We start from the raw sequence: 22936 nt of genomic DNA, 5'->3' as shown, positions 1-22936 counted from the left end.
CCTCACGCCCTGATTCCGAACGACCCGAGCCCCCTCCCCCGGCAGTCGTTCAGCGCCCGCTCTCCCAATTCCCTCGCCCCGAGCGGTCGGCCCCGCCGTCCGGTCCGTACGGACGCGTCGTGGACGGCTACGGCCCGTGCCCCCGTGAGCGGTGGGCGGGGGCCGGGTGGTCGGCTCAGGCTTGGCGTCTGGACAGACCAGGACGAGTCGTTGGCTGCCGGCGGTGTGCGATCAGTCGGGTACCGCGTTGACGGTGGCGTAGCTGGGCAGTACCTGGTCTGTGCCGGTCACGGCCAGCATCCGGCGCACCCGTTCACTGGGTGCGATCAATGCCAGGCGGGCGCCAGTGGCCCTGGTCGTGCGGTAGGCCGCGATCAGGCTGGTCAGGCCGGTGGAATCGATGAATGCGATCTCGGAGAGGTCCACCAGCACGCTCTGGTTTCCGTCGCGCAGTAGTGGCTGAAGAGCGTCGGAGAACTTCGGGGCGGTGTGCAGGTCGAGGGAGCCGACAGCCGTCAGAAGGCAGCGGCCGACGCCCAACGCGTCGACGTGGACCTGGAGGGTGTCTGTCCGGTCGGGCTCTTCCGGCCCTCGTGGGCTCATGGCCGCCTCCTTCTCGTCCAGGGGCGCGGTTGTCACGGGATCAGCGTGTGCTGGTGTCCGCCGCGCCACTCGGTGAGCAGCACGGTGGCATCGTCGTCGAGGGCGCCGTCATGATGATCCATGACGGCGGCCATCAGCCGGCGCAGGGTCTCGTGCAGAGTGTGGCGGCCGGAGTGGTGGCGGCGGACGAAGTCGACGAAGCGGTCCCGCCCGAACTCTCTGCCCTGCTTGTCGCGTGCTTCGACGATGCCGTCGGTGTAGAGCAGCAGACGGTCGCCGGGTTCGAATTGTTCGGTGGCCGTGCGGATCGGCAGGCCGAGGTCGGCTCCCATGGGGCCGGCCGGCGGGCAGGCCAGTTCGCTGGTCCAGCGGTTGTCGCGGATCAGGATGGGCAGGTGGTGGCCGCGATTGATCCAGGTCAGCCGACCGGTCTCCATGTCCAGGTCGGCGAGGATCGCGGTGACGTACCGGCTGGTGGCGAACTGCTCGATCAGGGTCTGCTCCACCTGGTGGCTGGTCTCGCTCAACGACGCGCCCTGGCGGCGGGCGTTGCGGCAGGCGGCCACGGCGACGTTGGCGGTGATCCCGGCGGTGGTGTCGTGGCCCATGGCGTCGAAGACACCCAGATGCAGGGTGCTGCCGGCGACCGCGTAGTCGAAGACGTCCCCACCGACCTGATAGGCCGGTTCCATCACCGCGCCCACGGTGGTGCCGAGCCCGGCAAAGGCGGGTGGCGGAGTGAGGTTCCACTGCATCTCGGCAGCCACATTCATCGGCTCGGTACGCACCAGGCGCGCATGCGAATCGCTGAAGGACCGCTTGCTGAGCAACAGCAACGCTGTCATGGAGGCCAGGTCGCGCAGAGACTGGCGGGTGGCCTCGTCGCCGGTCGCCGTGTCGGCCCGCAAGACCCCCAACCGCTCCACACCGTCAGTGATGGCCACCCACCATCGCCGCCCGCCCGGACGGTCGTCCGGCCCGTCCCGTTCGGGCTCGGGAAGCAGTTCTACACGCTGGTAGGCCTGCCCGGGCAGACTCCCCGCCACCGTGAACTCCTGCCCGCCGTCGCCGGCAGCCGGGCCCCGGCCGGTGAGCCGACGCAACACCGTCTCCCGGAGGTCGACCACGAAGACCGCCACATCACGCATGCCCGCCGTGGCAGCATGCTCGGCGATCAACTTCGGAAGCTGCTCCAACGGGGCCGTGTGACTGGCCTGCATCAGCCGCATCAAGGACACCGCACTACTCACCCTCACAAGCCGGCCCCCTCATCGGCAGACCCACGGCAGACTCGCCCGTCCGGCCGCCCTCGACGGCCACGCGGCTTCCGGCCGCACTGGCCGCACAGGTGGGTGACCCTTCGTTCAAGCATCATGTCGGGTACCCGCCTCCTCCTTGCACAGACGCCCCGCACAGGCCGGAAAGAGGACTGTCGACGGTGAGCCGGTGGTGCCTTCGTACACGGAGTGATGCCCGGGGTCCTGGTGCGACCCGGGCCACCGTCACTACCGCGCCTGGGTCCACCCGACTCGCGAGGAGGCTGTGCGGCGCCCGACGCGGCGCCGCGCCTTCGGGCTACAGGGAACCCCAGGTGGTGGCGTGGTCGATGAGACGCGTGCGCAGGTAGTGGACGGGTGGGGCGAGAGGGCCGGAGCGGGTGACGAGGTAGAGGGTGTTGAGTGGTGGGACGGGGCTGCGGTGGAGCTGTTCCAGTGAGCCGTTGTGGAGGGCGGGTTCGGCAAGGTAGCGGGGCAGGACGGAGATACCCGCGTCGGCGGTCACCGCGGTCAGGACCGCGCGGAGGTCGGGGACGACGACGGCCACCTGGTTGGGGGGCCGGCGGCCGAACTCGCTTCGCCAGTATCGGCGGATGATGGGCAGTTCCTTGGCGTAGGCGACCAGGGGGAGATGGGCGAGGGCGGAGACCGGATCTTCGTCGAGGCGGCCGGGATCAATGGACCGGGCCGCGGTGGACGTGCCCACCAGGACGAATTCCTCGTCGACGTACGGCGTCGCGGCCAGCCCTCGTATGGTCAGCGGTGGACGGATCGACGACACCACCAGGTCGAGCCGGTCCTCGGAGAGGAGGCTGAGCAGCGGTTCGGCCTGATCGAGGGTGAACATCAACTCCAGGCCGTGGCGGGTCAGGGGGGCGAGGGCCGACAGCAGGCGGGCGGCGGCGAAGTCGGACGCCGTTCCGAGCCGCACGGTGCCCCGCGGGGCGGTCTCCGCGTCGTCCCGTCTCAGGACGTGGCGCAGGCCGTCCAGGTGGGGGCCGACACGGCGGGCCAGTTCGTGGGCCTGAGGCGTCGGCCGGGCCCCGCTGCGCGACCGGACGAACAGCGCGCCGCCCACCTGTTCCTCCAAACGCATGAGCTGCCCGCTGACGGCGGGCTGGGACAGGCCGAGCACCTTGGCCGCACCCGTCAGTGAGCCGCAGCGGTAGATCTCCAGAAAGGTGGCGAGCAGATCCAAGTCCTTCACGCAACCGACCTTACATAAGCATTCTTATGCCTGCCGTGTGCCGTGCACGCTTTCCCGATGCACTCTGGACGTGCCCTTCCCGGACATCGTCCGTATCGCTCCCTATCGAGGACGTGACTCTCATGGCACAGATCCTGATGATCATTTCGGCGGCCGACACCTTGCCCCTGGCCGATGGCAGCACTCACGCCACCGGTTACTGGGCCGAGGAGGTTGCCGCGTCGCACAAGGTGCTGACGGAAGCGGGGCATACCGTGCGCATCGCCACCCCCGGCGGAGCCCGGCCCACCGTCGACGCGATCTCGCTCGACGAGCGCGGCGGTGTCGACGCCGCCGCCGCGGCCGCGTTCACGGCGTACCTGGACTCCATCGAGGAGGACCTGGCGGCCCCGCTCGACCTCGCCGCGGTCCACGCCGCCGACTACGACGCCCTGTACCTGCCCGGTGGGCACGCCCCGATGACCGACCTCGCCGACGACTCCCGCCTCGGCGCTCTGCTCGCAGACGCCGACAGCCGCGGGCAGGTCATCGCCGCGCTGTGCCACGGCGTCGCCGGGCTTCTCAGCGCCACGAAGGAGGACGGAAGCTTCCTCTTCGCCGGGCGTAGCCTGACCGGCTTCACCGACGAGGAGGAGAACCAGGGCGGACTGGGCGACCAGGCTCCCTGGCTGGTCGAGAGCCGGCTGACCGAGCGCGGCGCCGACGTGAAAACCGGCCCGGCCTGGTCCGACACGGTGATCGTCGACGGCAACCTGATCACCGGGCAGAACCCGCAGTCCAGCGTGACCACGGCCAAGCAGGTCCTCGCGGCCCTGCCGGACGCCTGACCGAGAACCGCCACCCCCGGCCCCGTCAGCCCCGAGGTCTGACGGGGCCGGCCCCTGTCACCGCGGGCGGCGCGAGCATCGTCGCCGTCGCCCGTCGACGCCCCACCCACCCGGCACGCCATGGCCGCAGACCTGTTACGGGGGAGGCCGGCCCTGCTGGAGGGGTCGTTCAGGAGCACTGGGCCATGGGCTGGTGACCAGGACCGACTGGGCCTTCGAGAGGCCCGCCGGGGGCGGGAGACGCGGCGCCGTGAAGCCGGGTGGGGCCCGGCACGCACGGCGAGCATCGATCACGATTCGAGAAGCGCCGGTACCCGCGGCATGGCTAACGTCGAAGCACTTCATATCGCACACGATCTGGAGAGGAAGCAGCGATGAGCGCGAACACCAGCACGGGCAGGGCGGGCTTCTCCGAGGAGGAGCGTGCTGCCATCCAGGAGCGCGCCGCCGAGCTGAGGAAGGAGGTGGATCGTGGCCGGGGAAAGAAGGCAGCCGCCGAGGAACTCGACGTGCTCTCGAAGATCGCCCAGATGGAGGAAGCGGACCGCGCAGTGGCCGAACGCATTCACACCATCGTCACCGCCACCGCCCCGGAGTTGTCGCCGAAGCTCTGGTACGGACAGCCGGCCTACGCGAGGAAGGGGAAGGTCGTGTGCTTCTTCCGCAGTGGACGCGTCGACAAAGAACGTTATTCAACCTTCGGCTTCACCCCTGCAGCGAACCTCGACAACGACAGCGGACTGTGGCCCACCTCCTACGCAGTGACCGAGCTGAGCGAGAGTGCCGCACAGATGATCACCGCCCTCGTCACGAAGGCCGCAAGCGGAGTTCCTTGCGGGCTGTCATCCCGAACCCATGCAGGTGGCGCAGAGCTGTCGGACCCTCGGTGCAACTCCGAGTCGTACAGCCGTCCGTGAAGCCCGGTCGCCGTGGCGGCGCGGCCACCTGCGGCTCCCGGAGCCAGGCCGGCACCAGTCGCTCAACGATCGCCGAGGCGGCAGGCTATCGATCTCGAGAAGAAGATTCACAGTCAACGGCCTTTTCGGCGCTGCTCGTCGAACCGACGCAGCACTCGCACCAGACGCCACATTCCGGCCGTCGCTCCGAGCAATGTGCCTCCGGTCAACACGCCTTTCTTCGCTGAACCAGAGAGGTCGCAGACCAGCGCGAGAGTCAGGGCGGCGACGAAGACCACCGCAGCCAGCGCGACGGCGGTCACCAGGGCGAAAACGATCTCCACCGTCATTGCATCCTTCTCCCACCGCGACTCACGCCCCATGTCCATGCTGGAAGTCTCACATCGCGGTCAAGCCATGACGGCTGCATGGTCGTGTCTTACCTACGGGAGCGCGATCGGCACTCCCGGAGGACCAAGGCGAGACGGCCTTCGGTGTAGGGGTCGCGAAACTCCTCGCTCGAGGGCCCGGTTTGGTCAGCGCTCCCCCATCGACGCGCTTATCCCTGTCGAGTTGCGTCCGTGGCCGTATGGAGCAACGGTTGAAGGGGGCGCTTCCACGTCGATTCCACGTCGGATGACGGCCGCTACGGCACCCGCATCGAACTGACTGCCCTCTGTCCGCGGGAGGTCGAACCACCGTGAGAAGGCACGCTTCACCCACCCGAACCGCGGTGACTCTCGTCGCAGCGGGCGTTCTCTCAGCCACCCTCATCCCCGTCACCGCGTCGCAGGCCCATGCCGTCTCCGAATGCGACAACGCCGCGGCGTATTACGACCGGAGCCCGGGAGGGGGCACCGGTGCACTCGGGACACAGCAAGCCCTGGTCTGTCTCATCAATGCCGAACGCGCACGACATGGGCTCCCGGCGCTCGCACACAATCAGTCTCTGACGAACGCTGCCTTCCAGCACTCCGACCAGGCCGTACGCCTGAAGTGGTGGGGGCCCGGCAAGGACTCGCACACCAATCCGCAGACAGGCTCGACGCCACAGAGTCGTATCAAGGCCGCGGGCTACTGTCCGAACCCCCGGTCCTGGAAGGTCAGCGAGATCACCTACACCGGTTGGGGCGGCGGGGGCACACCACGGGCAGCCGTCAACTGGTGGGTGAACGTCAGCACATGGGGGCACCGCCAGATCGTCCTCGATCCGTCGCTGAGGGAGATCGGGCGCTGGGGTCTGGCAGGCGCGGCTGATCCGGCCGGCGCCGGCGCGAGCGGAGCGGGAACCTACGTCGTGACGTTCGGAAGCTGCCAGCCGGCATGACGAACAAGTCCTCTCGCGGGTGATCGCCTCACTGACTGGGTACTTGCAGCCTGTCCCAGCTGAACCTGCCGGGGACTCCGTCGGCTGCGCTTCCCATGAGGCCCAGTTTCTGCTGCCAGGCGGCGTACGACCTGACATCGCCCGGGCCCCATACGTCGATCGCGGTACCGGTGGCGTACCGGTCGCAGTCCTCGGTGACGAGCCGGCCGTGCATTGCCGCGACAACGGGTGAGGTGCGTCCCTTTCGGAAGAAGGATGCGCCGGGAAAGGGCACGAAGCCCGGAACGGCGGGCGAAGGCGGCTGATCCGGCTGATCCACGAACGGTGGCCATGATCCGGGGTCGATGTGGTCGTTCTCCGGAACCTGGGAATGTCCGTACCATCCGCCCTGTGAGCGCCACTTGTCGTCCGGACACGTGTCGCGGGACAGGGTGGTCGGGCGGCCCATGGGCCAGACGTCCGGTACGCCCCAGGAACTGATCCACGAGTGGAGTTCGGCCCAGCCCTGGCACGGCGTGTCGACCAGCCTGGCGAAAACCTTGCCGTCGACGCGGCAGTGAGGGAAGAACAAAGCCTCGATCTGGATAACGACCTCGCCGGCCCGATTCGTTCGAGTACCACCGGCTGCGTCGGCCACGGCCTTGCTGCGGGACGTGGCGGGGAAGAACTGGGCGAACGCTCCGGCGAAGGGATCCCAGAGGATGTGCGGGGCCTGGCCTCGACCGTCGCCGGTGAAGAACCCTTTGAGATTGGCCAGGGGCAGAAGGTCCCGTGGGGCCCCTGCGGTTGCCTCCAGGTCCGCAGTGATGTGCGCGATCGCCCTTGCCGGGAACTGCGCATCACACGGCGCGTGATCCCCGAGGTCCGTCTTCAGTGCTTGCGGCATCCATGAAGTGGGCATGGTGGGATCCTTCCCTCTCTGGGCGGCACAGGGGCATGTCGCAGCAGAGCGAGGCGGAGGGAGCGAGAAGCCTCGCGGGCGACAGGCCGTGCGGCCGCCCGTCCTTCATGTCCCACGATGCGTCTGGCGGCGGGGTGGGGCAAACCGTGGTGTGCCCTGGGAACGATCTTCCTGCAACGGCTGCGTGTGCACCGGCCCGTTGACTGGGTGGCGGCATGCATGACGGCTCATCAGCCGGGTGGCTCGTGGGACCTCGATGTACAGCCGCACCGCCGCCGTGAAAGGGAACCGTTCTGGACTTTCTCACGTTTGCCGACCCTCGGAGGGAGTCGTAGCGTTGGGGACAGAGAGCAGCACGACGCCAAGTGTGTCTGGAACATCATGGCCAGGATTCCTCGGCGACATGTTTCCCGCGTAGCCACTGCAGCCGTTCTGTCGGCGGCGCTCGCCGTGCCCGTGAGCATGGCGGTTGCCACAGCAGGTTCTCAGGGGGTGTCCGGCGTCCGTGACGCAGCAGCGGCTCAGACCACGGATCCTCCACCGTCCCCTTCACCCAGCGATCCCGCGGAACCACCACCGTCGCCGTCAGATTCTCCATCGCCGACGGGATCGGAGGAACCGTCGGAACCCCCGACTTCCGTCTCACCCACGCCCAGCGACACGCCCGACGATACCCAGCCGACGGACACCGGTGGCACGGACAGGGAGAGTGTCGGTCCTCCGCCGGAACAGAAGACGGAAGTCGACTCGGCGGCAGAAAGTCTGGCAGGGCTGAAGGAACAAGTCCCCGAAGAGCTCACGGCGACCGTGGAAACGCTGATCACCCTCGTCACTACGGCGGCGGGACCGGAAACACGTCCGCAGGACCGGCAGGGAATCGTCGAAAGTGCGGAGCACTTGGCCGCCGCGCTGACCGTCATCAATGATCCGCAGACATCGCCTGAACTGCGAGAGGAGCTGACCTCGGTCGTCAAGCAGGTGACCTCGGCGCTCAAGACGGTCAGCGGCCCGAAGATTTCGCCCGAGGCGCGCTCCATGCTCATCCTGGTGGTGAGGCGTACCTCTGCGACCCTGCCCCTGGCCTGTGATCACCGTACGCGGCAAGAATTGCGGGAGCCGCTGCTCGGGACAGTCGCGGACATGAGCTTCGCGGCAGAGAGCAGCGAGAACGAGGGCGGCTCATCGGATGCCTCCGAGACACTGGCCGGGGGCGGCGGCACGCCAACGGTGTCCAAGGCTCTGTTCGCCGGCAGCACCTCGAACGCTCTCATCCAGGATGCACGGACACCACCTGAGCAACGAGACCAGCTGGTCAAGTCCACCCGGCAGTTCAGCGCGCTGCTGAGGAAGGCCAGTGACCCTCGGGCTTCTCAGGAGGAACGGTCCGAAGCAACGAAGAAACTTGACGAGGAAACTGCTCGTATGAAGGACGAGCAGGAGGAGGCCGCTTCCGCTCAAGAGCGCCCTGCTGAGTCTCTCGGCAAAGCTGCCGCGGTGTGCACCAGCGCCATCTTCGAAACCACCCCGGAAGCCGCGCTCGCACGGGGGTTGAAGAAACTGCTTCCCGCTGAGTGGGAAGCCGAGGGGGTCAAGGATTTCTGGAAGGCGGACGAGAAATCCGACGAAGAGCTCGACGTCCTCGCACAGCTGCGCAACAACGAGCATACCCACGGCCCGTTCGACGTCGTGCCACTCATCACCGAGCTCGCCGAAGTCGTCCCGGGTGACAGACTGTTCGGGACCCTCGCGGGATCTGCGCTCTCGTGTGAACAGGCTGCCGCGTACCTCGAGGAGGACCACGACGTCACCGTGGGCACCTGGCTCTCAAGGACCGCCGAGTGATGGGGCTCATACGCCGGCCGACTCCAGCAGTTCTGCCACGGAGACCTCCGAACCGACTCGTGCTCGAGCGGCGCCGTATCTTTCCATTTCTCGCCTTTCCTCACCATAGTCACCCAATGCCGAGTAGTTGAAGGGGAACGATGAAATGGACGATATGAACCGGCCGCCCGGCGACCAGACGGCCGTCACATAGCGGGGTTTTCGCGTCACGTTGATCAGGTTGTTGTTGTGGCGCACCCTTGCTTCATATATGAGCTGCCCCCCACACGTCGCAGGGTCACAATAGTAGCGTTCGTTCCGCTCGTTCCAGGATGGATGGGCGGATCTGAACGCCTCGACGTCCAGTTTCCCGCGGTCCTTCCTCATGTAGGCGATCTCCAACTCGACAGTCACGGTGTCGTAACCCACGTTTTTGGGAAGCTGAAACACACGCTCGACGGAATGTTCCTGACCTACGTCGAGCGATTTTCCCGACTCGTAGAATCTTCCGCTACTCACCGTGAAATATCTGAGCTTGTCGACGTAGCGCTCGGCCTCCCCCTCACGCGTCCCCTGCTTTCCCACACTGCGCCTCCACTCCCCCATCACGTCTCCCTCCCCACGCGAATACAAGGCAGCTCTTCCGCGCACCGTGTAGATGTCGTTGATGATGTACACCGGGATTCCTCCGGTATTCTTCATGTGCAACTTCATCGGAACATGCACGAAAGGGAGCTCGTCGTCCGCCCGCGCCTTCCCGAACTCCGCTTCGAGGGCAAAGTGCATGGGAGCGGACGCGGGTTGGTACATCGTCGAATATGCCAGGCTGACAGCAGTCAAGAGGGCCGTGGCGACTACCCCGGCCGCGATCTTCTTGGGCTGCGGAACTCCCTCCCATGACTTCTGACGGACAAGTACGACCAGCGCCCATACGGACCAGCAAAGGGCAGGGACGTACACCAGTAGATGGAGAGTGAACTCCCTCTCCTCCAGCCACAGAAGGAAAAGGATACCGTCTGTGGCGAGGGCAATGATCACTCCGATCAGGACAATGGCGCCGGAGAACTTGAACTGTCGCCTCCCCCAGTAATCGAGTGCCGCGATCGCCGAAAGTCCGAGAACTATGCCGGAGAGCACGAAAAGCACTCCCGTGATCCGTTGCGCGAAAGTCAGAGCTCCAGACGCGTCCGGCCAGCCGATGACTGCACTGAACGTCATGGAAGTGAGCAGCCCGGCCAACATGACCGACACGGTCAAGAGCCTTCTCCACCTGCGGTCGGGCCATACTTCGCTGCCACCCCCGCGCCAGCACAGGGCGGTCGAATCATTCAGATCCATATCCCTCGGATATCCAAGACGGCGGAGCACCTTTCGAAGGTCGGCCGGTGACCAGGCGCTGCCGACCGTCTCACCGCCGACGCTGACTCGACGGAGACCACGGTCGTCCGGCGGCTCCACGACGACCCAGGGGCGGATGCTCATGACCACAGACTCGAACCAGTGCGGGCTTCGCGCACGCTGAACTCCCCCGATCGCCGTTCCGTTCCGGCACTCCCCCACCGACGCACCGTTTCGTCCGGAACTTCGAGGCCGGTACCGACGGCATCTCCAGGGTCGTCGCGAGCAAGCGTGTCGCCGCGCCCCGGAGCTGTCCCGAGCGCGGTGCGGCGGTCACCGTTCCCGGGGCAGAGGTCCTACGTCGGAGTGACGGCCGGGGCGCACAGCGGCGTGGCGTTGCCCGGGGCCCGGCCCCGAACGGGCGGCCAGGGCGTCGGCGACGGCGCCGGTGGCGAAGGCGTACACCGTCTTGTGCAGCAGGTCGACGGCGAGTTCGCGGCGCGGCCAGGTCGGAGGCGGGGCGCCGACGCCGGTGGCGTTCTCCAGGATCTGGTCGCTGGTGATGCGGACGACGGCGAACTTCCCAGACGCCCAGGGCCCGCGCAGCCCGGCGTGCGACATGACCGACCGCAGGATCCCGAGGAGGGCGCCCTGCCCCACGTGCATGGCCAGGTTGACCGGCACAGGCTGCCGGCCAGGGTCCTCCCGCATGCCGGTCAGACGTTCCAGGGTCCGGGCGGGAACATGGGAGTCGGGACGGCCGGTCAGCCGCTGCTCCGCTTTCTCGCCCAGTGTCATGACCAGCACGCCTGCCGTGCCGGCCACCGCTCCCTGCCACAGCGCGCGCTTCATCATGCCGCGACGAGTACCCAGGCTTCGCGGCCGCCACCGTTTCGTCCGGGAGCGCGCGGCCCCCCGTGCCGGCCGGCGGCCGCCGGCCGATGAAGAAGCATGTGGGTCACGGGAGAGGGGGCAGAGGATGCGCCGTTCACCCTCCGGCCGGCTCCTGCGCTGAGCCGCCCGGCGTCGGGATCACAGCGCGATCCACGTCGTCCACGACGGTGACTCGGCCACCGTCACCGGGATCGGGATCGGGCATGATCGATTCCGGATCGACGAGGTAGACCTCGTGACCATCCAGAGTCAGTCGACGCACGACCTCCAGCAGTACGCGCCGTGCCACATCGTCGATCGAATAGACCCTCGTCAGGTCCAAGGCCACCCTGACATCCGAAGATGGAATGTCCACGGCTTGCTGGGAAACTCTCTCCGCCCCGGCGAAACCGATGCCGCCTTGGAGTTGCAGGACCCGCAGTGCGTTCGGTCCGCTGCCGACGACATGGTGGGATCGCACGACGGCACGCGCGGCGGCGGGGACCTCCATCACATGAAGACCCATGTCCGAAGAGAATCGTTCGAACAGCGACACTCCGCGCACGCTGTTCCCGTGCGTATCCAGCCGCGGCGAGAACGTGGCCATGCCGATCTGTCCGGGCAGGGCGCCGATCAGCCCCCCGGCGACCCCGCTCTTCGCCGGAATACCGACCTGGGTCGCCCAGTCACCGGCGGCGTCGTACATTCCACAGCTGAACATGACGCTCAGCACCTGACGCACCACCGGTTCCGGCACCACCTGTTCACCGGAGAGAGGGTTCCTCCCACGGTTGGCCAACGTCGCGGCCATCATGGCCAGGTCTCGCGTGGTGACGAGCACGGAGCACTGGCGCGTGTAGCCGTCGACGACGACCCGCGGGTCCTCGGTGAGGACGTCGTGACTGCGGAGCATGTGGGCGATGGCGAGGTTGCGGTGCGCGTGCTCCATCTCCGACGCGCATACCGCCTCATCCGTCTTCAGCTGACGCCCGGCGAACGCCGAGAGTCCCTGGAGCACTCTCTCCACTCGTTCCGCCGGATTCAGGTCCTCGGCGCCGGCCAGCGAGTGTACGGTGATCGCCCCGGCGTTGATCATGGGATTGAGAGGGCGCCCCGTATCACTTTCGAGGGAGATCTCATTGAACGCCTCTCCGGACGGTTCGACACCTACTTTCGCGAGTACAGGGTCGAATCCGCGATCGGACAGAGCCAACGCATAGATGAACGGCTTGGAGATCGATTGGATGGTGAACTCGGTATCGATGTCACCGGCACCATAGACCTCTCCGTCAATCATGGCGAAGGCCGCTCCGAGGTGCTCGGGGTCCGCAGCCGCCAGCTCAGGAATGTATCCCGCCGTTTCTCCGGACGTATCCGGTTTCACGTCAGCGAGTGCCTCGGCCAGGTAGTCCGGAATCATTGACCGCATGCGTCCTCCGTGTACAGCTGGGAATCTTCACCCTGCGATATCCGGGCAGTGATCGCCGTAGTGCCAGATCGTACCTGTGAGCGCTTCGGCGCGTCACCTCTCCGATGCATGAGGGAGATGGCCTCACGTGTCGCCGAGCGTGGCACGTGTGATGACTCCCATGTCGTCTGGTATCGGCCGGCGGAACACACCGCCGCGGGCGGTGAATGTGTCGCCGTGCGCCCGCAGATGGCGGGCGAACATCGGGCAGAGGGGAACGACGACGGCACGGTCGCGGATGCTGTCGGTGAGTGCCTTGCTCACGAGAAGTTCGACCAGATCACCTCCACCGAAAATCTGGTACACCTCGGTATGGAAAAATATCCGCTCTTCGCGCGCATCGGACATGACGACGAAGTCGGCCGTGCCGACGGGCGTTCCGTCGGCGCGTCTGACGGTGTAGGAGCTGATCGGGAAGGCGGGATCGAGCTCGACCGTCATGGATGCCTCGGTGGTTCCGGCCGATTCTCGATTCCTCTGGCTGTCCCTGCTTAAGAAACGTCGCGCAATTGGCACAGTTTCCCCGTTCGGCCGCGGTGCTTGTGTTTTCTGTTACGAGTGCTCGAGAAGTCTTGTCCGAGTGGGGGCGGCGGTGAGAGTACGCAGCCGGTCGGCGTCGACGTTGGCGCCGAAGGCGGGGGTTCCGGGTTCGAGCCGGACGCCCGCCGCGAGATCGCCGATGGTGAGTGCGTCAAATCCGAGGGCGTCTGTCAGCGCGGACACGACGGCGAGGTCCTCCGGCGCGTCACCGGCGATCGCGATGGCCTTGCGTCCGGGGGCGCCGCCTGGACGAGCCTCGGCCTCGAGGTCGTGATAGCCCATGTGGTTGAAGGCTTTCACGACACGTGCGCCGGGCAGGAACCGCTGAACAGCTTCGCTCGACGAGGTAGCGGGCGGGAGGATCGCGGCGCGGGGACCGTCGACCTCCCACCAGTGGTTCATCGCGTCGACGACCAGCTTTCCCTCCAGTTGCGGAACCGGGAGGTTGCGATATTTACCGAGCGGCAGAGCCAGGACCACCACGTCGGCGGCACTCGCGGCCTGGGCCGGCCACACGGCAGTCGCTCCTGGCGTGAGGATCTTGGCGGTGAGCGCGATCTTGGAGGGGTCACCGGACCCTGAGAGCAGGACTCGGAAGCTCGAGGCGACCGCCAGGCGCGCCAGGACGGTACCGAGTTTCCCGGCTCCCAGAATCCCGATCGTGGTGACGGGGTCGGTCATCGCATCGCTCCCGCCGTGGCCGCGGGCTGCTCGGCCAGAAGCTCCCGGACCCGAGGGATGACCTGGGTGCCGTACAACTCGACCGAACGCAGACGTGCGGAGGCGGAAACGGTGCCGGCGGCGGAGTAGATCATGTCGAACCGGCCCGCGTCCAGGGCCCGGACAGCGTGGGCGATCTTGGTCGCGACCGTCTCGACTGAACCGACGTACAGCGACCCGCGCTCCACCTCGGCGTCGAATTCTTCCCGGCGGAGCGGCTGCCAGCCGCGCTGCGCTCCGATCCGGTCGCGGATCTCCCTGTAGCCGGGGTAGAAGAGTTCTTTCGCCTCCTCGTCGGTGGCGGCGACAAAGCCGGGTGAATGCATTCCGACCGGCTGTGCGGTCGTGCCGAACTCCTCGCCGGCACGCCGGTACAGATCCACATAGGGCGCGAACCGGTCGGGGGCACCGCCGATGATGGCGAGCATGAGCCCGAAGCCGTACTGAGCGGTGCGGAGCACGGACTGGGGCGTCCCGCCGACCCCTACCCAGGTGTTGAGGCGACCCGAATCGGTCTTCGGGTACACGTCCGCATGGTGCAGGGCGGCCCGTGTGGTGCCTTCCCACGTGACCGGCTTCTCGTCCAGGAGCCGGTGAAAGAGGTCGATCTTCTCCTCGAACAGCACCTCGTAGTCCTTGAGGTCGTACCCGAACAGGGGGAACGACTCGGTGAAGGAACCGCGTCCGAGGATCACCTCGGCCCGGCCGTTCGAGAGCGCGTCGACCGTGGCGAATCGCTGGAACACCCGCACCGGGTCGTCCGAGGACAGCACGGTCACGCCCGAGGCGAGCCGGATGCGCTTCGTGGCGGTCGCGATGCCCGCCAGTACGGTCTCGGGGCTGGAGATCGCGTACTCGGACCGGTGATGCTCACCCAACGCGACCACGTCGATGCCGACTTGGTCGGCAAGGACCGCTTCGGTCACCGCAGCGCGGATCGCCTGCGCGTGCGAGACGATCGCCCCCTTCTCGTCTCGGGGCCGGTCACCGAAACTGTCGATACCGAACTCGATCTGCGAGACATCCATCGTGTCCACCTCGTCAGCGCTTTCGTCGTGTCGGGCTGTGATGGTGCGTGGCGTGCGACGACCGGGTGGGCCTCCGTGCCGGTCGACCTGGCCTTCGATCTCCCGCTCGCTCACGCGGTGCAGGTGCGAGCCTTGTAACGTCACCCCGCCCATCAGGACTCGTCCCGCGGGCCCCTTGTCACCCACACCATCTCCAACGATCTAGTTGATACGTAAACATGACACCTAGTGGTTGTCATGTCAACTAGATGGGGGTGCGGCGGGTGTCTCTGCACGTCAGCGTGCGCACTGCTGCCTGATCCATGACCGGGCCGCCCGTGACGGTTACGCCCGAGTGAGGGGTTGTGTGGTCGAGATGCCGGGCCGACCGCATGTGCGTATCAGCCCTTACGCGCCGAACGGCTGCCTCGGACGCGCCGCGCGGTGCGGTCGCCGATCTCCACCCGCTGCGCACGCGCACCGCAGAGGCCGCACAGAGATCGTGCGATGGTGATGCCGGGCGGACGGGTCCAGTCGTCGCGTGAATCCAAGACGGGCGGATCACCCGGTCCCCCTGCCGCCTGGGGCCGGTCCCAGCTCCCGCGCCGACGGGTCGCTCGCCCTCGGAGAGGTGCGCCGAGAAACCGTCCTGTCGACCGGGACGGTCGCCATCGCCGGCGAGTGCCCCTGGCCGGAGACACCGTCCGCGCCCGAGGGGGCCCGCGGAAGATATGACCCGCCGGTCGACCCTCCGATCCCGGACGAGTGGCTCAACGATGAGCGGCGCGTCCGGTCAGTCCGAGTGCTTCTCCATGTGGTCCAGGACGCGCTTGCTGAGCCGGGCCAGTGTGCCGAGCTGGTTCGGGGTCAGGGCGTCGATGAACAGCTGGCGGACGTGCTCGACGTGCTGGGGTGCGGCCTCTTCGATCGCGCGATAGCCGGCCGGGGTGGCGACGATGAACGCTCCGCGCCCGTCGTCGGGGCATTCTTCCCGGGCCACGAGCCCGCGTTTCGCCATCCGAGTGACCTGGTGGGACATCCGGCTCTTTTCCCACTCCACGAGTTTGGCCAGGTCCAGGAGACGCATCCGCCCGTCGCCCCTTTCGGTGAGGCTGACGAGCACGATGTAGTCGGAGGCGGACATTCCGGAGTCGGCCTGCAGGCGGCGGGACAGCCGTCCGATGAGCTTTTCCTGCATGCGGATGAAGTTGTCCCAGGCGACCTTCTCTTCCGGGTCGAGCCAGCGCGGCGGTGCGTCCATGAGCGCAGTGTAACGAAATTGTTGACAACTCATCCACTTACGAAGGCGGCAACCTGGGCCCGGGCGAGGTCTCCGGCCGGAAGTCGGGGCTAGTGACGCCAGCCGGTCCCCCGATTAAGTTGATGCATCAACCTGATGCGGTTAAGCTGCCGTTCCGGCTGACGGGATTCTGCTGGGTTCAGCGGGATCGGACCGCACGAGGAGGACACATGACGGTCGACGTGAGAGACGCGCCCGAAGCAAAGCGCTACGAGGCCCGCGTCGCGGGAGAGTCCAAGGTGGCGGGCATCGCGCAGTACATCCGCACAACGGAGCTCATCGCGTTCGTGCACACCGAGGTCGCAGCGGAGTACGAGGGCGCGGGAGTCGGGTCCGCGCTGGTCCGCACCGCCCTTGACGAGGCGCGCGCCGCGAACCTGCGGGTGCTGGCCACCTGTCCCTTCTTCGCGGGCTGGATCAGCCGGCACCCCGAGTACCAGGACCTGCTGTACCAGTCCCGCAGCAAGGTCAGTGACTGAGAAGCCGAACACGGCGACAAGTGGAGGCGGGCATGAGCCGCGAATCCGAGCAGAAGACATACCGGGCGGAGTCGATCACGGTGACCTTCGAGGCCAGACGTTGCCTCCATGCCGCCGAATGCGTCCACGGCCTGCCTGAGGTGTTCGACACGGCGAAGCGGCCCTGGATCCAGCCGGATGAGTCCACGGCCGAACGCCTGACTGAAGTGGTGCGGCGCTGCCCCTCGGGCGCGCTCCGGTACGAACTCGTAGGGGGCGGATCGGAAGCCCCCGACCGACCCACCACGATCACCCGCAGTGCCACAGGGCAGCTGACCGTACGTGGGGAGCTGAGTGTGGACACGCCGCAGGGCGCACGCGCCGAGACGAGGGCCGTGCTCTGCGGTTGCGGGCAGAGCGGCCTCCAGCCGTACTGCGACCACGCGGGGCCCTGCGGTCGGTGACACGACCGCGCGGCTGCCCGCGTACGGCACTCCTGACCTGCTGCGCATGCTCGATGTTCCGTGAGCAGGGTCTGCGGCGGCATGGCCCGCGGCCACCGCAGGACCTTCGTTCGTCCACACACCCGCCTGGCCCGGCGAATTCCCGCGCCCCTGCCGGCCGGATCCGAGGCAGGGGTCAACGCACGTCTCACGCTCCGCGCGGTCAACGGCGTAGCCGCGGGCGTGCACTCAGGGCGCACTGCTCCGCGGAGGCTTCGCTGCGGACGTCGGCACCGCGTACTCGCACGTAAGCCCGACGAGGGAGCCGTTCCGCGCCTTCGCGGCATCCTGCACAGAAGAGCACCTGGTGCTGCTCACGGCTCCGTCCGGCTGATCGTTCACAATTCCCGACAAGACGAGAAGAGCGTGAAGGCCATCATGACCACGACCTCCACCGCATTGGACCGCTACATAGGTCTCTCCGACCGAGCGGTCCACGACGAAACGGCCCTCAACGAACTGCTCGCGCTCTTCACGGCGGACGCGACCGTCGAGATCGGCCCGGAGCCGGCGCGCGGCGACAAGGCCGTCGCAGCCTTCTATCGCGCCCACTTCGCCGACCACGCCGAGATGAAGCACTTCTGGAAGACCACGGTCCTCGATGACGGAACGCTCAGGGCGGAGTGGGTGTGCGCGGCACGCAAGACGGACGGCGACCTCATCACCGTCGCCGGGGTGGAGCACGCCACGCTCGATGCCCAGGGGCTCATCAGTCATCTCCACAATGAGTTCACCCGCCTCCCCGGCTGAGCCGGCCGGTCGTCGCGGCTCCGGGCCGGCTCAGCTGAGGCGGTGGTCATAAGCAGTGCGGCGGGCCTGCCCGATCAGGCATGCGCCGCCTGCACCGACCTGCGGCACCTGTCGACCGGGCGGCTACCTGTCGTGAAGCTGGGTCACCGGGTGCTTGCTCATGATCGACACGCGATTGAACGCGTTGATGGTGACCGCCACCCAGATCGCGACCGATATCTGGTCCTCGGAGAGAACCTGTCGCGCGTCCTCGTAGGCGGCTGTCTGGGCCGCGGCGTTCACCGGATCGGTCGTGGCCTCGGCCAGAGCCAGAACGGCTCGCTCCGAGGCAGTGAACAGGCCGGTGTCCCGCCATGCACTCAGAACCCCGAGTCTCTGCGGTGAGTCACCGGCGCGCAGGGCCGCTCTGGTGTGCACGTCCAGACAGTAGGCGCAGCCGTTGAGTTGCGATACGCGGAGGTTGATCAGTTCCACGGTGGTGCGGTCGAGGCCGGCTTCGGCGGCTGCCGATCGGACCGTCTCCGAGACCTGAATCAGGGCCTGGAAAGCCTTGGGGCTCTGCTTGTCGATGAAGATCCTGCGGGGCGGGGAGATGGGGGTAGGGGTGGGGTCGCTCACGTCCGGGCCTCCTTCGGGGCCACGTTCGGAGTGGCCTGTGATGGTGGGGTGCATGGGCCGTCGGCCTGCCCCGTGACACTATAGTTGACGTGACAACCAGTTTGGCTGGGCAGTGTTCTCGGTGAGCTGACATGAGGATGCCCGGGGAAAGACCTGCCGCACGCCTGGTGCGTTGCGGGACCCGTCGGCAGCCTGATGTCACGCCAGGGCGGCCTCTTTGCGGCTCGACCGGTCGGGCCCCTCGACATAATGCAGGTCAGTCAACTGCGGTCACGCGCATAGGAGTTCAACCGCGATTGAACCCATCGCGATCTAGTTGACACATCAAGTGCTGGTGCTAATGTGGATGACACGTCACCTACTTGATCGGTCGGGCTGCCGTCACCGAGGCCGCACACCGGTCTAGGCAGAGGCCGAGTTCGCAAGCGACTCGATGCCGGCCGACGCAACGTGGTGATGGGGCCGAATCGGCTTCGAGAGCGACCGCGCGGACGCGTACGGCTGCATTCCTGCATCGATGTCACCGGCGTCCGCCCGAGCGCTCTGAATTCGCGGACACAAAGACCCGGAGAGGGACCCATGAGTAACGGAACGAAGTCCGGACTGCAGGCACTGCTGACGCCCGAGGAGAGCGTCGTCGTCCTGATCGACCACCAGCCGTTCCAGTTCGCCAACCTGAACAGCCATGAACCCACGATGGTCGTGAACAACGCTGTCGCCCTGGCCAAGGCCGCCAAGGGGTTCGACGTGCCGACCATCTTGACGACCGTGCTGGAGGAGCGCGGCGGCTACCTCATCAAAGGTCTGCAGGACGTGTTCCCGGAGCAGAAGCCGATCGACCGCACGCTCGTCAACACCTGGGAGGACGAGCGCGTCGTCGACGCGGTCAAGGCGACCGGCCGCAAGAAGCTGATCATCGCCGGCCTCTGGACGGAGGTCTGTGTCGCGATGCCGGCGATACAGGCGGCGGGTGAGGGCTTCGAGGTCTTCGTCGTCACCGACGCCTCGGGCGGTGCCTCGGCGGAATCCCATGACATGGCCGTGCGGCGCATGGTCCAGGCGGGAGTGGTGCCGATCACCTGGATGGCCGTGGTGAGTGAGTGGCAGCGCGACTACGCGCGTGAGAAGACCCTTCCGGCCCTGACCGAGGTTCTGCTGCAGCACGGGGGCGCCACCGGCGTCGCCTTCGGCTGGGAGACGCAGTTGCTCGCCACGGGGCGCGCCGGAAACGACGTCTGACACGGCTGAGGAGCGGGCGCCCGTCTCCTCCAGAAGCCGTTGGCCAAAGCAGTGACCGACGGTGAGCAAGGAGGTCGGTCAGTTCGAACATGCACTGCGCGGCGGCGTACTCGGTGATCAGCTCGGGAGGCTGCGCGCCGTTGTCACTACCAGCGGTTCTGTCGATCGAGCGGGAAGTCTCCGCAAGACTTCCCGCTCGATCGAAAACCCGCTGCAGTCCGCCGGCCGGCGAATGGCCGAGGCAGCCGGCGAAGTCGAGTCCTGTCGGTGGAGTACCAGCCCTCCGCTGCCGGCGATCCGGTTCGCGGACGGTGCCTCGCCTCGTGCGGTCCGACGCTCAGGCGATCGACAACCACACCGCGTTCCTCCCGGAGACGCCTGTGGTGTGTGCATCTCCTCCGTCTAACGGTTGACGGACCGCATGCCTGCCTCGTCGTACCGCTCACCGGCCGCCTCGGGCAGCTCCGCGTCGATGCGCGCCAAGTCGTCCTTCGTCAGGTCGACGTCGACGGCGGCGGCGTTCTGCTCCAGGTAGGTGCGGCGCTTGGTACCCGGGATCGGCACCAGGTTGTCGCCCTGGGCCAGCACCCAGGCGATGGCCAGCTGAGCCGGCGTCACGTCCTTCTCGGCGGCGATCTCCTTCACCTTCGCCGCCAACCGCAGGTTCGCCTCCAGATTGGTGTCCTGGAAACGCGGGTTCTGGCGGCGCCAGTCGTCGGCGTCCAGGTCTTCCGGTGAGGAGAACCGCCCGGCGAGGAAGCCGCGGCCGAGGGGCGAGTACGGGACGAAGCCGATGCCCAGTTCCCGGCAGGCGGGCAGCACCTCGGCCTCCACATCCCGCGACCACAGCGAGTACTCGCTCTGCACGGCCGTCAGGGGGTGCACGGCGTGCGCACGCCGGATGGTCCGGTCGCTCGCCTCGCTCAGACCGATGTAGCGGACCTTGCCCTCCGTGACCAGTTCGCCCAGCGCGCCCACCGTCTCCTCGATGGGCACGTTCGGGTCGATCCGGTGCTGGTAGTACAGGTCGATGTGGTCGGTGCCCAGACGCTTCAGGGAACCGTGGACGGAGCTGCGGACGTGTTCGGCCGAGCCGTCCTGCGGGCCGACCGTGCTCATGTCGCCCGGTACGGCGTCGTCCATCCGATAGTTGAACTTCGTTGCGATCACATACTCGTCGCGGCGTCCCTGGATCGCCTTGCCTACGAGGGACTCATTGGTGAGCGGGCCGTACATCTGCGCGGTGTCGAGGAAGTTCACCCCGAGGTCGAAGGCGTGCCGGATCGTCGCGACGCCCTCCTCCTCGTCGGCGGTCCCGTAGAAGGCGGACATGCCCATGCACCCCAGGCCGATGGCCGATACCTGCAATTCCCGCAGACTACGCTTCTGCATGTCGTGTCCCAGCCTTCCCTGCACGCTTGAACATCTCTGCACGCTTGATCGTCGTTCGGGCGGCACGAGGTCTCCCGTCCATCCAGGCACAGATGTCACCAGCCGGCATCCCCGGGAATGGCGGGCGCTTGAGACGCCGACCTCGTGCGCCGTCGTGTCCTCGACGCTACGACTTCGAGCGCACTCCATGGCAAGTGCTGGTTGAGGTAGGTCCGGCTCGTCCGCGGTGCGGGATGCGGCGCCCGGGACCCGGGTGATGCCGGCAGCCGCCGGTGCGCAGGACGACGCTGCCGGCGACGGTGTGCCACGTGTCCGCTCTCCCCTACGGGTGGGCAGTCACCCGGGAGCGACCGCCCGGCCGCTGTTCCCTGCCAGACGATGTTGACCGTGGTCACTTCCGGTCGGCGCATGCTTCAGGCGTGGAGGGTCGCCTCTGGGAACGGAGTCTCCGTGGCCTGCATCTCCTTCGCGGAGTCGGGGCGAAACAGTGGGGAGAGCAACGACCGCGGAGGAGGGAACGTGACCGACACGGGCGCGGGCCGGGGCGCAGTGCTGCCGGGCAGCGTGATGTCGAAGGGACGGGCCGGTGATCACCGATGACGAGATGGACACCCCGACCCGATGGCGGACGGCCCTCGGGGAAACCCTGCTCCCACACCTGGACGGCGGACCCACCCCCGCTAGGTGAGACGTGCGCGTCCTGCGCAGCGCGCGAACGCGCACCGGCCGACCTGCTGCTGTGTCTGACCTGCGGCCACGTGGGCTGCAGCGACAGCTCCCGCGGCGCTCACGCCACGGCCCACTTCGACTCCAGCGCACACCCGGTGGCACGCACCCTCGCGAGCGGCCGGGCATGGGCCTGGTGCTACGAGGACGAGGTGTATCTGGACCCGCTGGAAAAGCCCGTGTCGCGGTCCACCCCGCGGCCGCCCGAATCGGTCTGGGACTACCCGCGGCCGCCTGTCCTGCGGGAGGACGACCGCGACGTGCGGGTGGAGTGCGCCGGGCAGGTGGTGGCCGAGACCCGCAGGGCCGTCCGGGTACTGGAGACCAGCCATCCCCCCGTGTTCTACGTCCCTCCGCAGGACGTCCGCACGGAGCTCCTGTTCCCGGCGGTCGCGGGCCGGATCTGGTGCGAATGGAAGGGATCGGCCCGGTACTGGGACGTCATCGTGGGAAACGACGTGTGCGCTCGCGCCGCTTGGAGCTATCCCCGTCCCGAGCCCGGCTACGCACCCCTCGCCGACTTCGTCGCCTTCTACCCGAGCCGCATGGACCGCTGCACGGTCGACGGAGAGATGGTCACAGCGCAGAAGGGGGACTTCTACCTTTGATCTTGCGCAGTGCTCCGCCCTTCAGGGCGGAGGCATCTCAGAATTGCTCTGACCTTTGCTGTGGGCACGGATCCGCGCCGTTGGCCGGCGCCCGCGACGGCCGTCACACGGGGCGCTGTTGATTCTCGATGTACTGGCGGACGACGGTCAGCGGCGCTCCGCCGCAGCTTCCGGCAAAGTAGGAGCCGGACCAGAAGTGACCACCCCACAGGTGGCGGCGGACGTGAGCGTCGTACTCCTTGCGCAGGTAGCGGGAGGAGACGCCCTTGAGGGAGTTGACCAGCTTGGAGAGCTGGACTTTGGGCGGGTAGTGCACGAGCAGGTGGACGTGGTCCTCTTCTCCGTTGAACTGCTTCAGTTCAGCCTCGAAGTCCTCGCAGACCTCTTGCATGATCTCTTCGCAGCGCGTCAGCATCTCGCCTGTCATGGCCCTGCGCCGGTACTTAGTGACAAACACCAAATGGACATGAAGGTTGTGCACGACGTGACGGCCGGTGCGCACATCGGGATTTGGATTCCAGCGCGGTGACATAGACT

Annotated in this window: 24 protein-coding genes; 9 read left to right on the top strand and 15 right to left on the bottom strand. The window is 67.2% G+C overall.

Annotation, left to right across the window (positions count from 1 at the left end):
• Positions 1–231: 231 nt before the first annotated feature.
• From IE118_RS28095 to IE118_RS28085, 3 genes are all read right to left on the bottom strand, one after another.
• Positions 232–639 (bottom strand): STAS domain-containing protein, encoded by a 408-nt coding sequence (locus IE118_RS28095; protein ID WP_229846964.1) that lies wholly within the window; start codon positions 637–639, stop codon positions 232–234.
• Entirely contained in the window at positions 636–1832 is a 1197-nt protein-coding gene (locus tag IE118_RS28090) for a PP2C family protein-serine/threonine phosphatase (protein WP_189560872.1), read from the bottom strand. Before IE118_RS28090 ends, IE118_RS28095 begins: the two co-directional genes overlap by 4 nt.
• A gap of 346 nt (positions 1833–2178) precedes the next feature.
• Positions 2179–3087, bottom strand: coding sequence for a LysR family transcriptional regulator (locus IE118_RS28085; RefSeq protein ID WP_189560871.1), 909 nt, complete (start codon positions 3085–3087; stop codon positions 2179–2181).
• Positions 3088–3209: 122 nt separating this feature from the next.
• Between IE118_RS28085 and IE118_RS28080 the strand changes: the two genes are divergently transcribed.
• Positions 3210–3914 (top strand): type 1 glutamine amidotransferase domain-containing protein, encoded by a 705-nt coding sequence (locus IE118_RS28080; protein WP_189560870.1) that lies wholly within the window; start codon positions 3210–3212, stop codon positions 3912–3914.
• A 374-nt stretch (positions 3915–4288) separates the two neighbouring features.
• Positions 4289–4831: an iron chaperone gene (locus IE118_RS28075; RefSeq protein WP_308431849.1), complete on the top strand. Its 543-nt coding sequence runs from the start codon at positions 4289–4291 to the stop codon at positions 4829–4831.
• A gap of 113 nt (positions 4832–4944) precedes the next feature.
• Here the strand turns inward: IE118_RS28075 and IE118_RS28070 are convergent, their stop codons facing one another.
• On the bottom strand, positions 4945–5199 hold the full coding sequence (locus IE118_RS28070) for a DUF6332 family protein (protein WP_189560869.1): 255 nt from the start codon (positions 5197–5199) through the stop codon (positions 4945–4947).
• A 344-nt stretch (positions 5200–5543) separates the two neighbouring features.
• On the opposite strand from IE118_RS28070, the gene IE118_RS28065 reads away from it, so the two are divergent.
• Positions 5544–6137 (top strand): CAP domain-containing protein, encoded by a 594-nt coding sequence (locus IE118_RS28065; RefSeq protein ID WP_229846963.1) that lies wholly within the window; start codon positions 5544–5546, stop codon positions 6135–6137.
• 28 nt (positions 6138–6165) lie between these two features.
• On the opposite strand, the gene IE118_RS28060 is transcribed toward IE118_RS28065, so the two are convergent.
• Positions 6166–7038: a peptidoglycan-binding protein gene (locus IE118_RS28060; RefSeq protein ID WP_189560867.1), complete on the bottom strand. Its 873-nt coding sequence runs from the start codon at positions 7036–7038 to the stop codon at positions 6166–6168.
• An 807-nt stretch (positions 7039–7845) separates the two neighbouring features.
• Between IE118_RS28060 and IE118_RS28055 the strand changes: the two genes are divergently transcribed.
• Complete coding sequence (locus IE118_RS28055) at positions 7846–8880, top strand: hypothetical protein (protein ID WP_189560866.1); 1035 nt, start codon at positions 7846–7848, stop codon at positions 8878–8880.
• A 6-nt stretch (positions 8881–8886) separates the two neighbouring features.
• Here the strand turns inward: IE118_RS28055 and IE118_RS28050 are convergent, their stop codons facing one another.
• From IE118_RS28050 to IE118_RS28020, 7 genes are all read right to left on the bottom strand, one after another.
• Entirely contained in the window at positions 8887–10341 is a 1455-nt protein-coding gene (locus IE118_RS28050; protein ID WP_189560865.1) for a hypothetical protein, read from the bottom strand.
• 189 nt (positions 10342–10530) lie between these two features.
• Positions 10531–11052 (bottom strand): hypothetical protein, encoded by a 522-nt coding sequence (locus IE118_RS28045; RefSeq protein WP_189560864.1) that lies wholly within the window; start codon positions 11050–11052, stop codon positions 10531–10533.
• Between the two features lie 133 nt (positions 11053–11185).
• Positions 11186–12499 carry a glutaminase gene (locus IE118_RS28040; protein WP_189560863.1) on the bottom strand — a complete coding sequence of 438 codons (1314 nt, stop codon included), beginning with the start codon at positions 12497–12499 and terminating at the stop codon, positions 11186–11188.
• Positions 12500–12622: 123 nt separating this feature from the next.
• The gene (locus IE118_RS28035) at positions 12623–12979 is read right to left on the bottom strand and encodes an N-acetyltransferase (RefSeq protein ID WP_189560862.1); all 357 of its coding nucleotides are present in this window, start codon (positions 12977–12979) and stop codon (positions 12623–12625) included.
• A 111-nt stretch (positions 12980–13090) separates the two neighbouring features.
• Positions 13091–13759 carry an NADPH-dependent F420 reductase gene (locus IE118_RS28030; protein WP_189560861.1) on the bottom strand — a complete coding sequence of 223 codons (669 nt, stop codon included), beginning with the start codon at positions 13757–13759 and terminating at the stop codon, positions 13091–13093.
• Positions 13756–14826, bottom strand: coding sequence for an LLM class flavin-dependent oxidoreductase (locus IE118_RS28025; RefSeq protein WP_189560919.1), 1071 nt, complete (start codon positions 14824–14826; stop codon positions 13756–13758). Before IE118_RS28025 ends, IE118_RS28030 begins: the two co-directional genes overlap by 4 nt.
• Before the next feature lie 772 nt (positions 14827–15598).
• Positions 15599–16066: a MarR family winged helix-turn-helix transcriptional regulator gene (locus IE118_RS28020; RefSeq protein ID WP_189560860.1), complete on the bottom strand. Its 468-nt coding sequence runs from the start codon at positions 16064–16066 to the stop codon at positions 15599–15601.
• A 209-nt stretch (positions 16067–16275) separates the two neighbouring features.
• Here IE118_RS28020 and IE118_RS28015 point away from each other — a divergent pair, with 209 nt between their 5' ends.
• The 3 genes from IE118_RS28015 (at position 16276) to IE118_RS28005 (ending at position 17816) form a co-directional block, all read left to right on the top strand.
• A complete protein-coding gene (locus tag IE118_RS28015; RefSeq protein ID WP_189560859.1) occupies positions 16276–16584 on the top strand; it encodes a GNAT family N-acetyltransferase in 309 nt (102 codons plus the stop codon).
• Positions 16585–16616: 32 nt separating this feature from the next.
• A complete protein-coding gene (locus IE118_RS28010) occupies positions 16617–17027 on the top strand; it encodes a (4Fe-4S)-binding protein (protein ID WP_189560858.1) in 411 nt (136 codons plus the stop codon).
• Positions 17028–17444: 417 nt separating this feature from the next.
• Positions 17445–17816, top strand: a complete 372-nt coding sequence (locus tag IE118_RS28005) for a nuclear transport factor 2 family protein (protein ID WP_229846962.1) — start codon at positions 17445–17447, stop codon at positions 17814–17816.
• A gap of 123 nt (positions 17817–17939) precedes the next feature.
• Here IE118_RS28005 and IE118_RS28000 read toward each other — a convergent pair whose 3' ends face one another.
• Entirely contained in the window at positions 17940–18434 is a 495-nt protein-coding gene (locus tag IE118_RS28000) for a carboxymuconolactone decarboxylase family protein (RefSeq protein WP_229846961.1), read from the bottom strand.
• A 579-nt stretch (positions 18435–19013) separates the two neighbouring features.
• Between IE118_RS28000 and IE118_RS27995 the strand changes: the two genes are divergently transcribed.
• The gene (locus tag IE118_RS27995) at positions 19014–19673 is read left to right on the top strand and encodes a hydrolase (RefSeq protein ID WP_189560856.1); all 660 of its coding nucleotides are present in this window, start codon (positions 19014–19016) and stop codon (positions 19671–19673) included.
• A gap of 402 nt (positions 19674–20075) precedes the next feature.
• Here IE118_RS27995 and IE118_RS27990 read toward each other — a convergent pair whose 3' ends face one another.
• Positions 20076–21065 carry an aldo/keto reductase gene (locus tag IE118_RS27990; protein WP_189560855.1) on the bottom strand — a complete coding sequence of 330 codons (990 nt, stop codon included), beginning with the start codon at positions 21063–21065 and terminating at the stop codon, positions 20076–20078.
• A gap of 596 nt (positions 21066–21661) precedes the next feature.
• On the opposite strand from IE118_RS27990, the gene IE118_RS27985 reads away from it, so the two are divergent.
• On the top strand, positions 21662–22399 hold the full coding sequence (locus IE118_RS27985) for a DUF427 domain-containing protein (protein WP_189560854.1): 738 nt from the start codon (positions 21662–21664) through the stop codon (positions 22397–22399).
• 103 nt (positions 22400–22502) lie between these two features.
• Here the strand turns inward: IE118_RS27985 and tnpA are convergent, their stop codons facing one another.
• Positions 22503–22931, bottom strand: coding sequence for an IS200/IS605 family transposase (gene tnpA / locus IE118_RS27980; RefSeq protein ID WP_189560853.1), 429 nt, complete (start codon positions 22929–22931; stop codon positions 22503–22505).
• Positions 22932–22936 lie beyond the last annotated feature (5 nt).

This window comes from Streptomyces pilosus, from assembly GCF_014649835.1.
GTDB lineage: Bacteria > Actinomycetota > Actinomycetes > Streptomycetales > Streptomycetaceae > Streptomyces > Streptomyces pilosus.
Note: the sequence above shows the minus strand (reverse complement) of the source record. Positions and strands in the feature narration are given on the sequence as shown.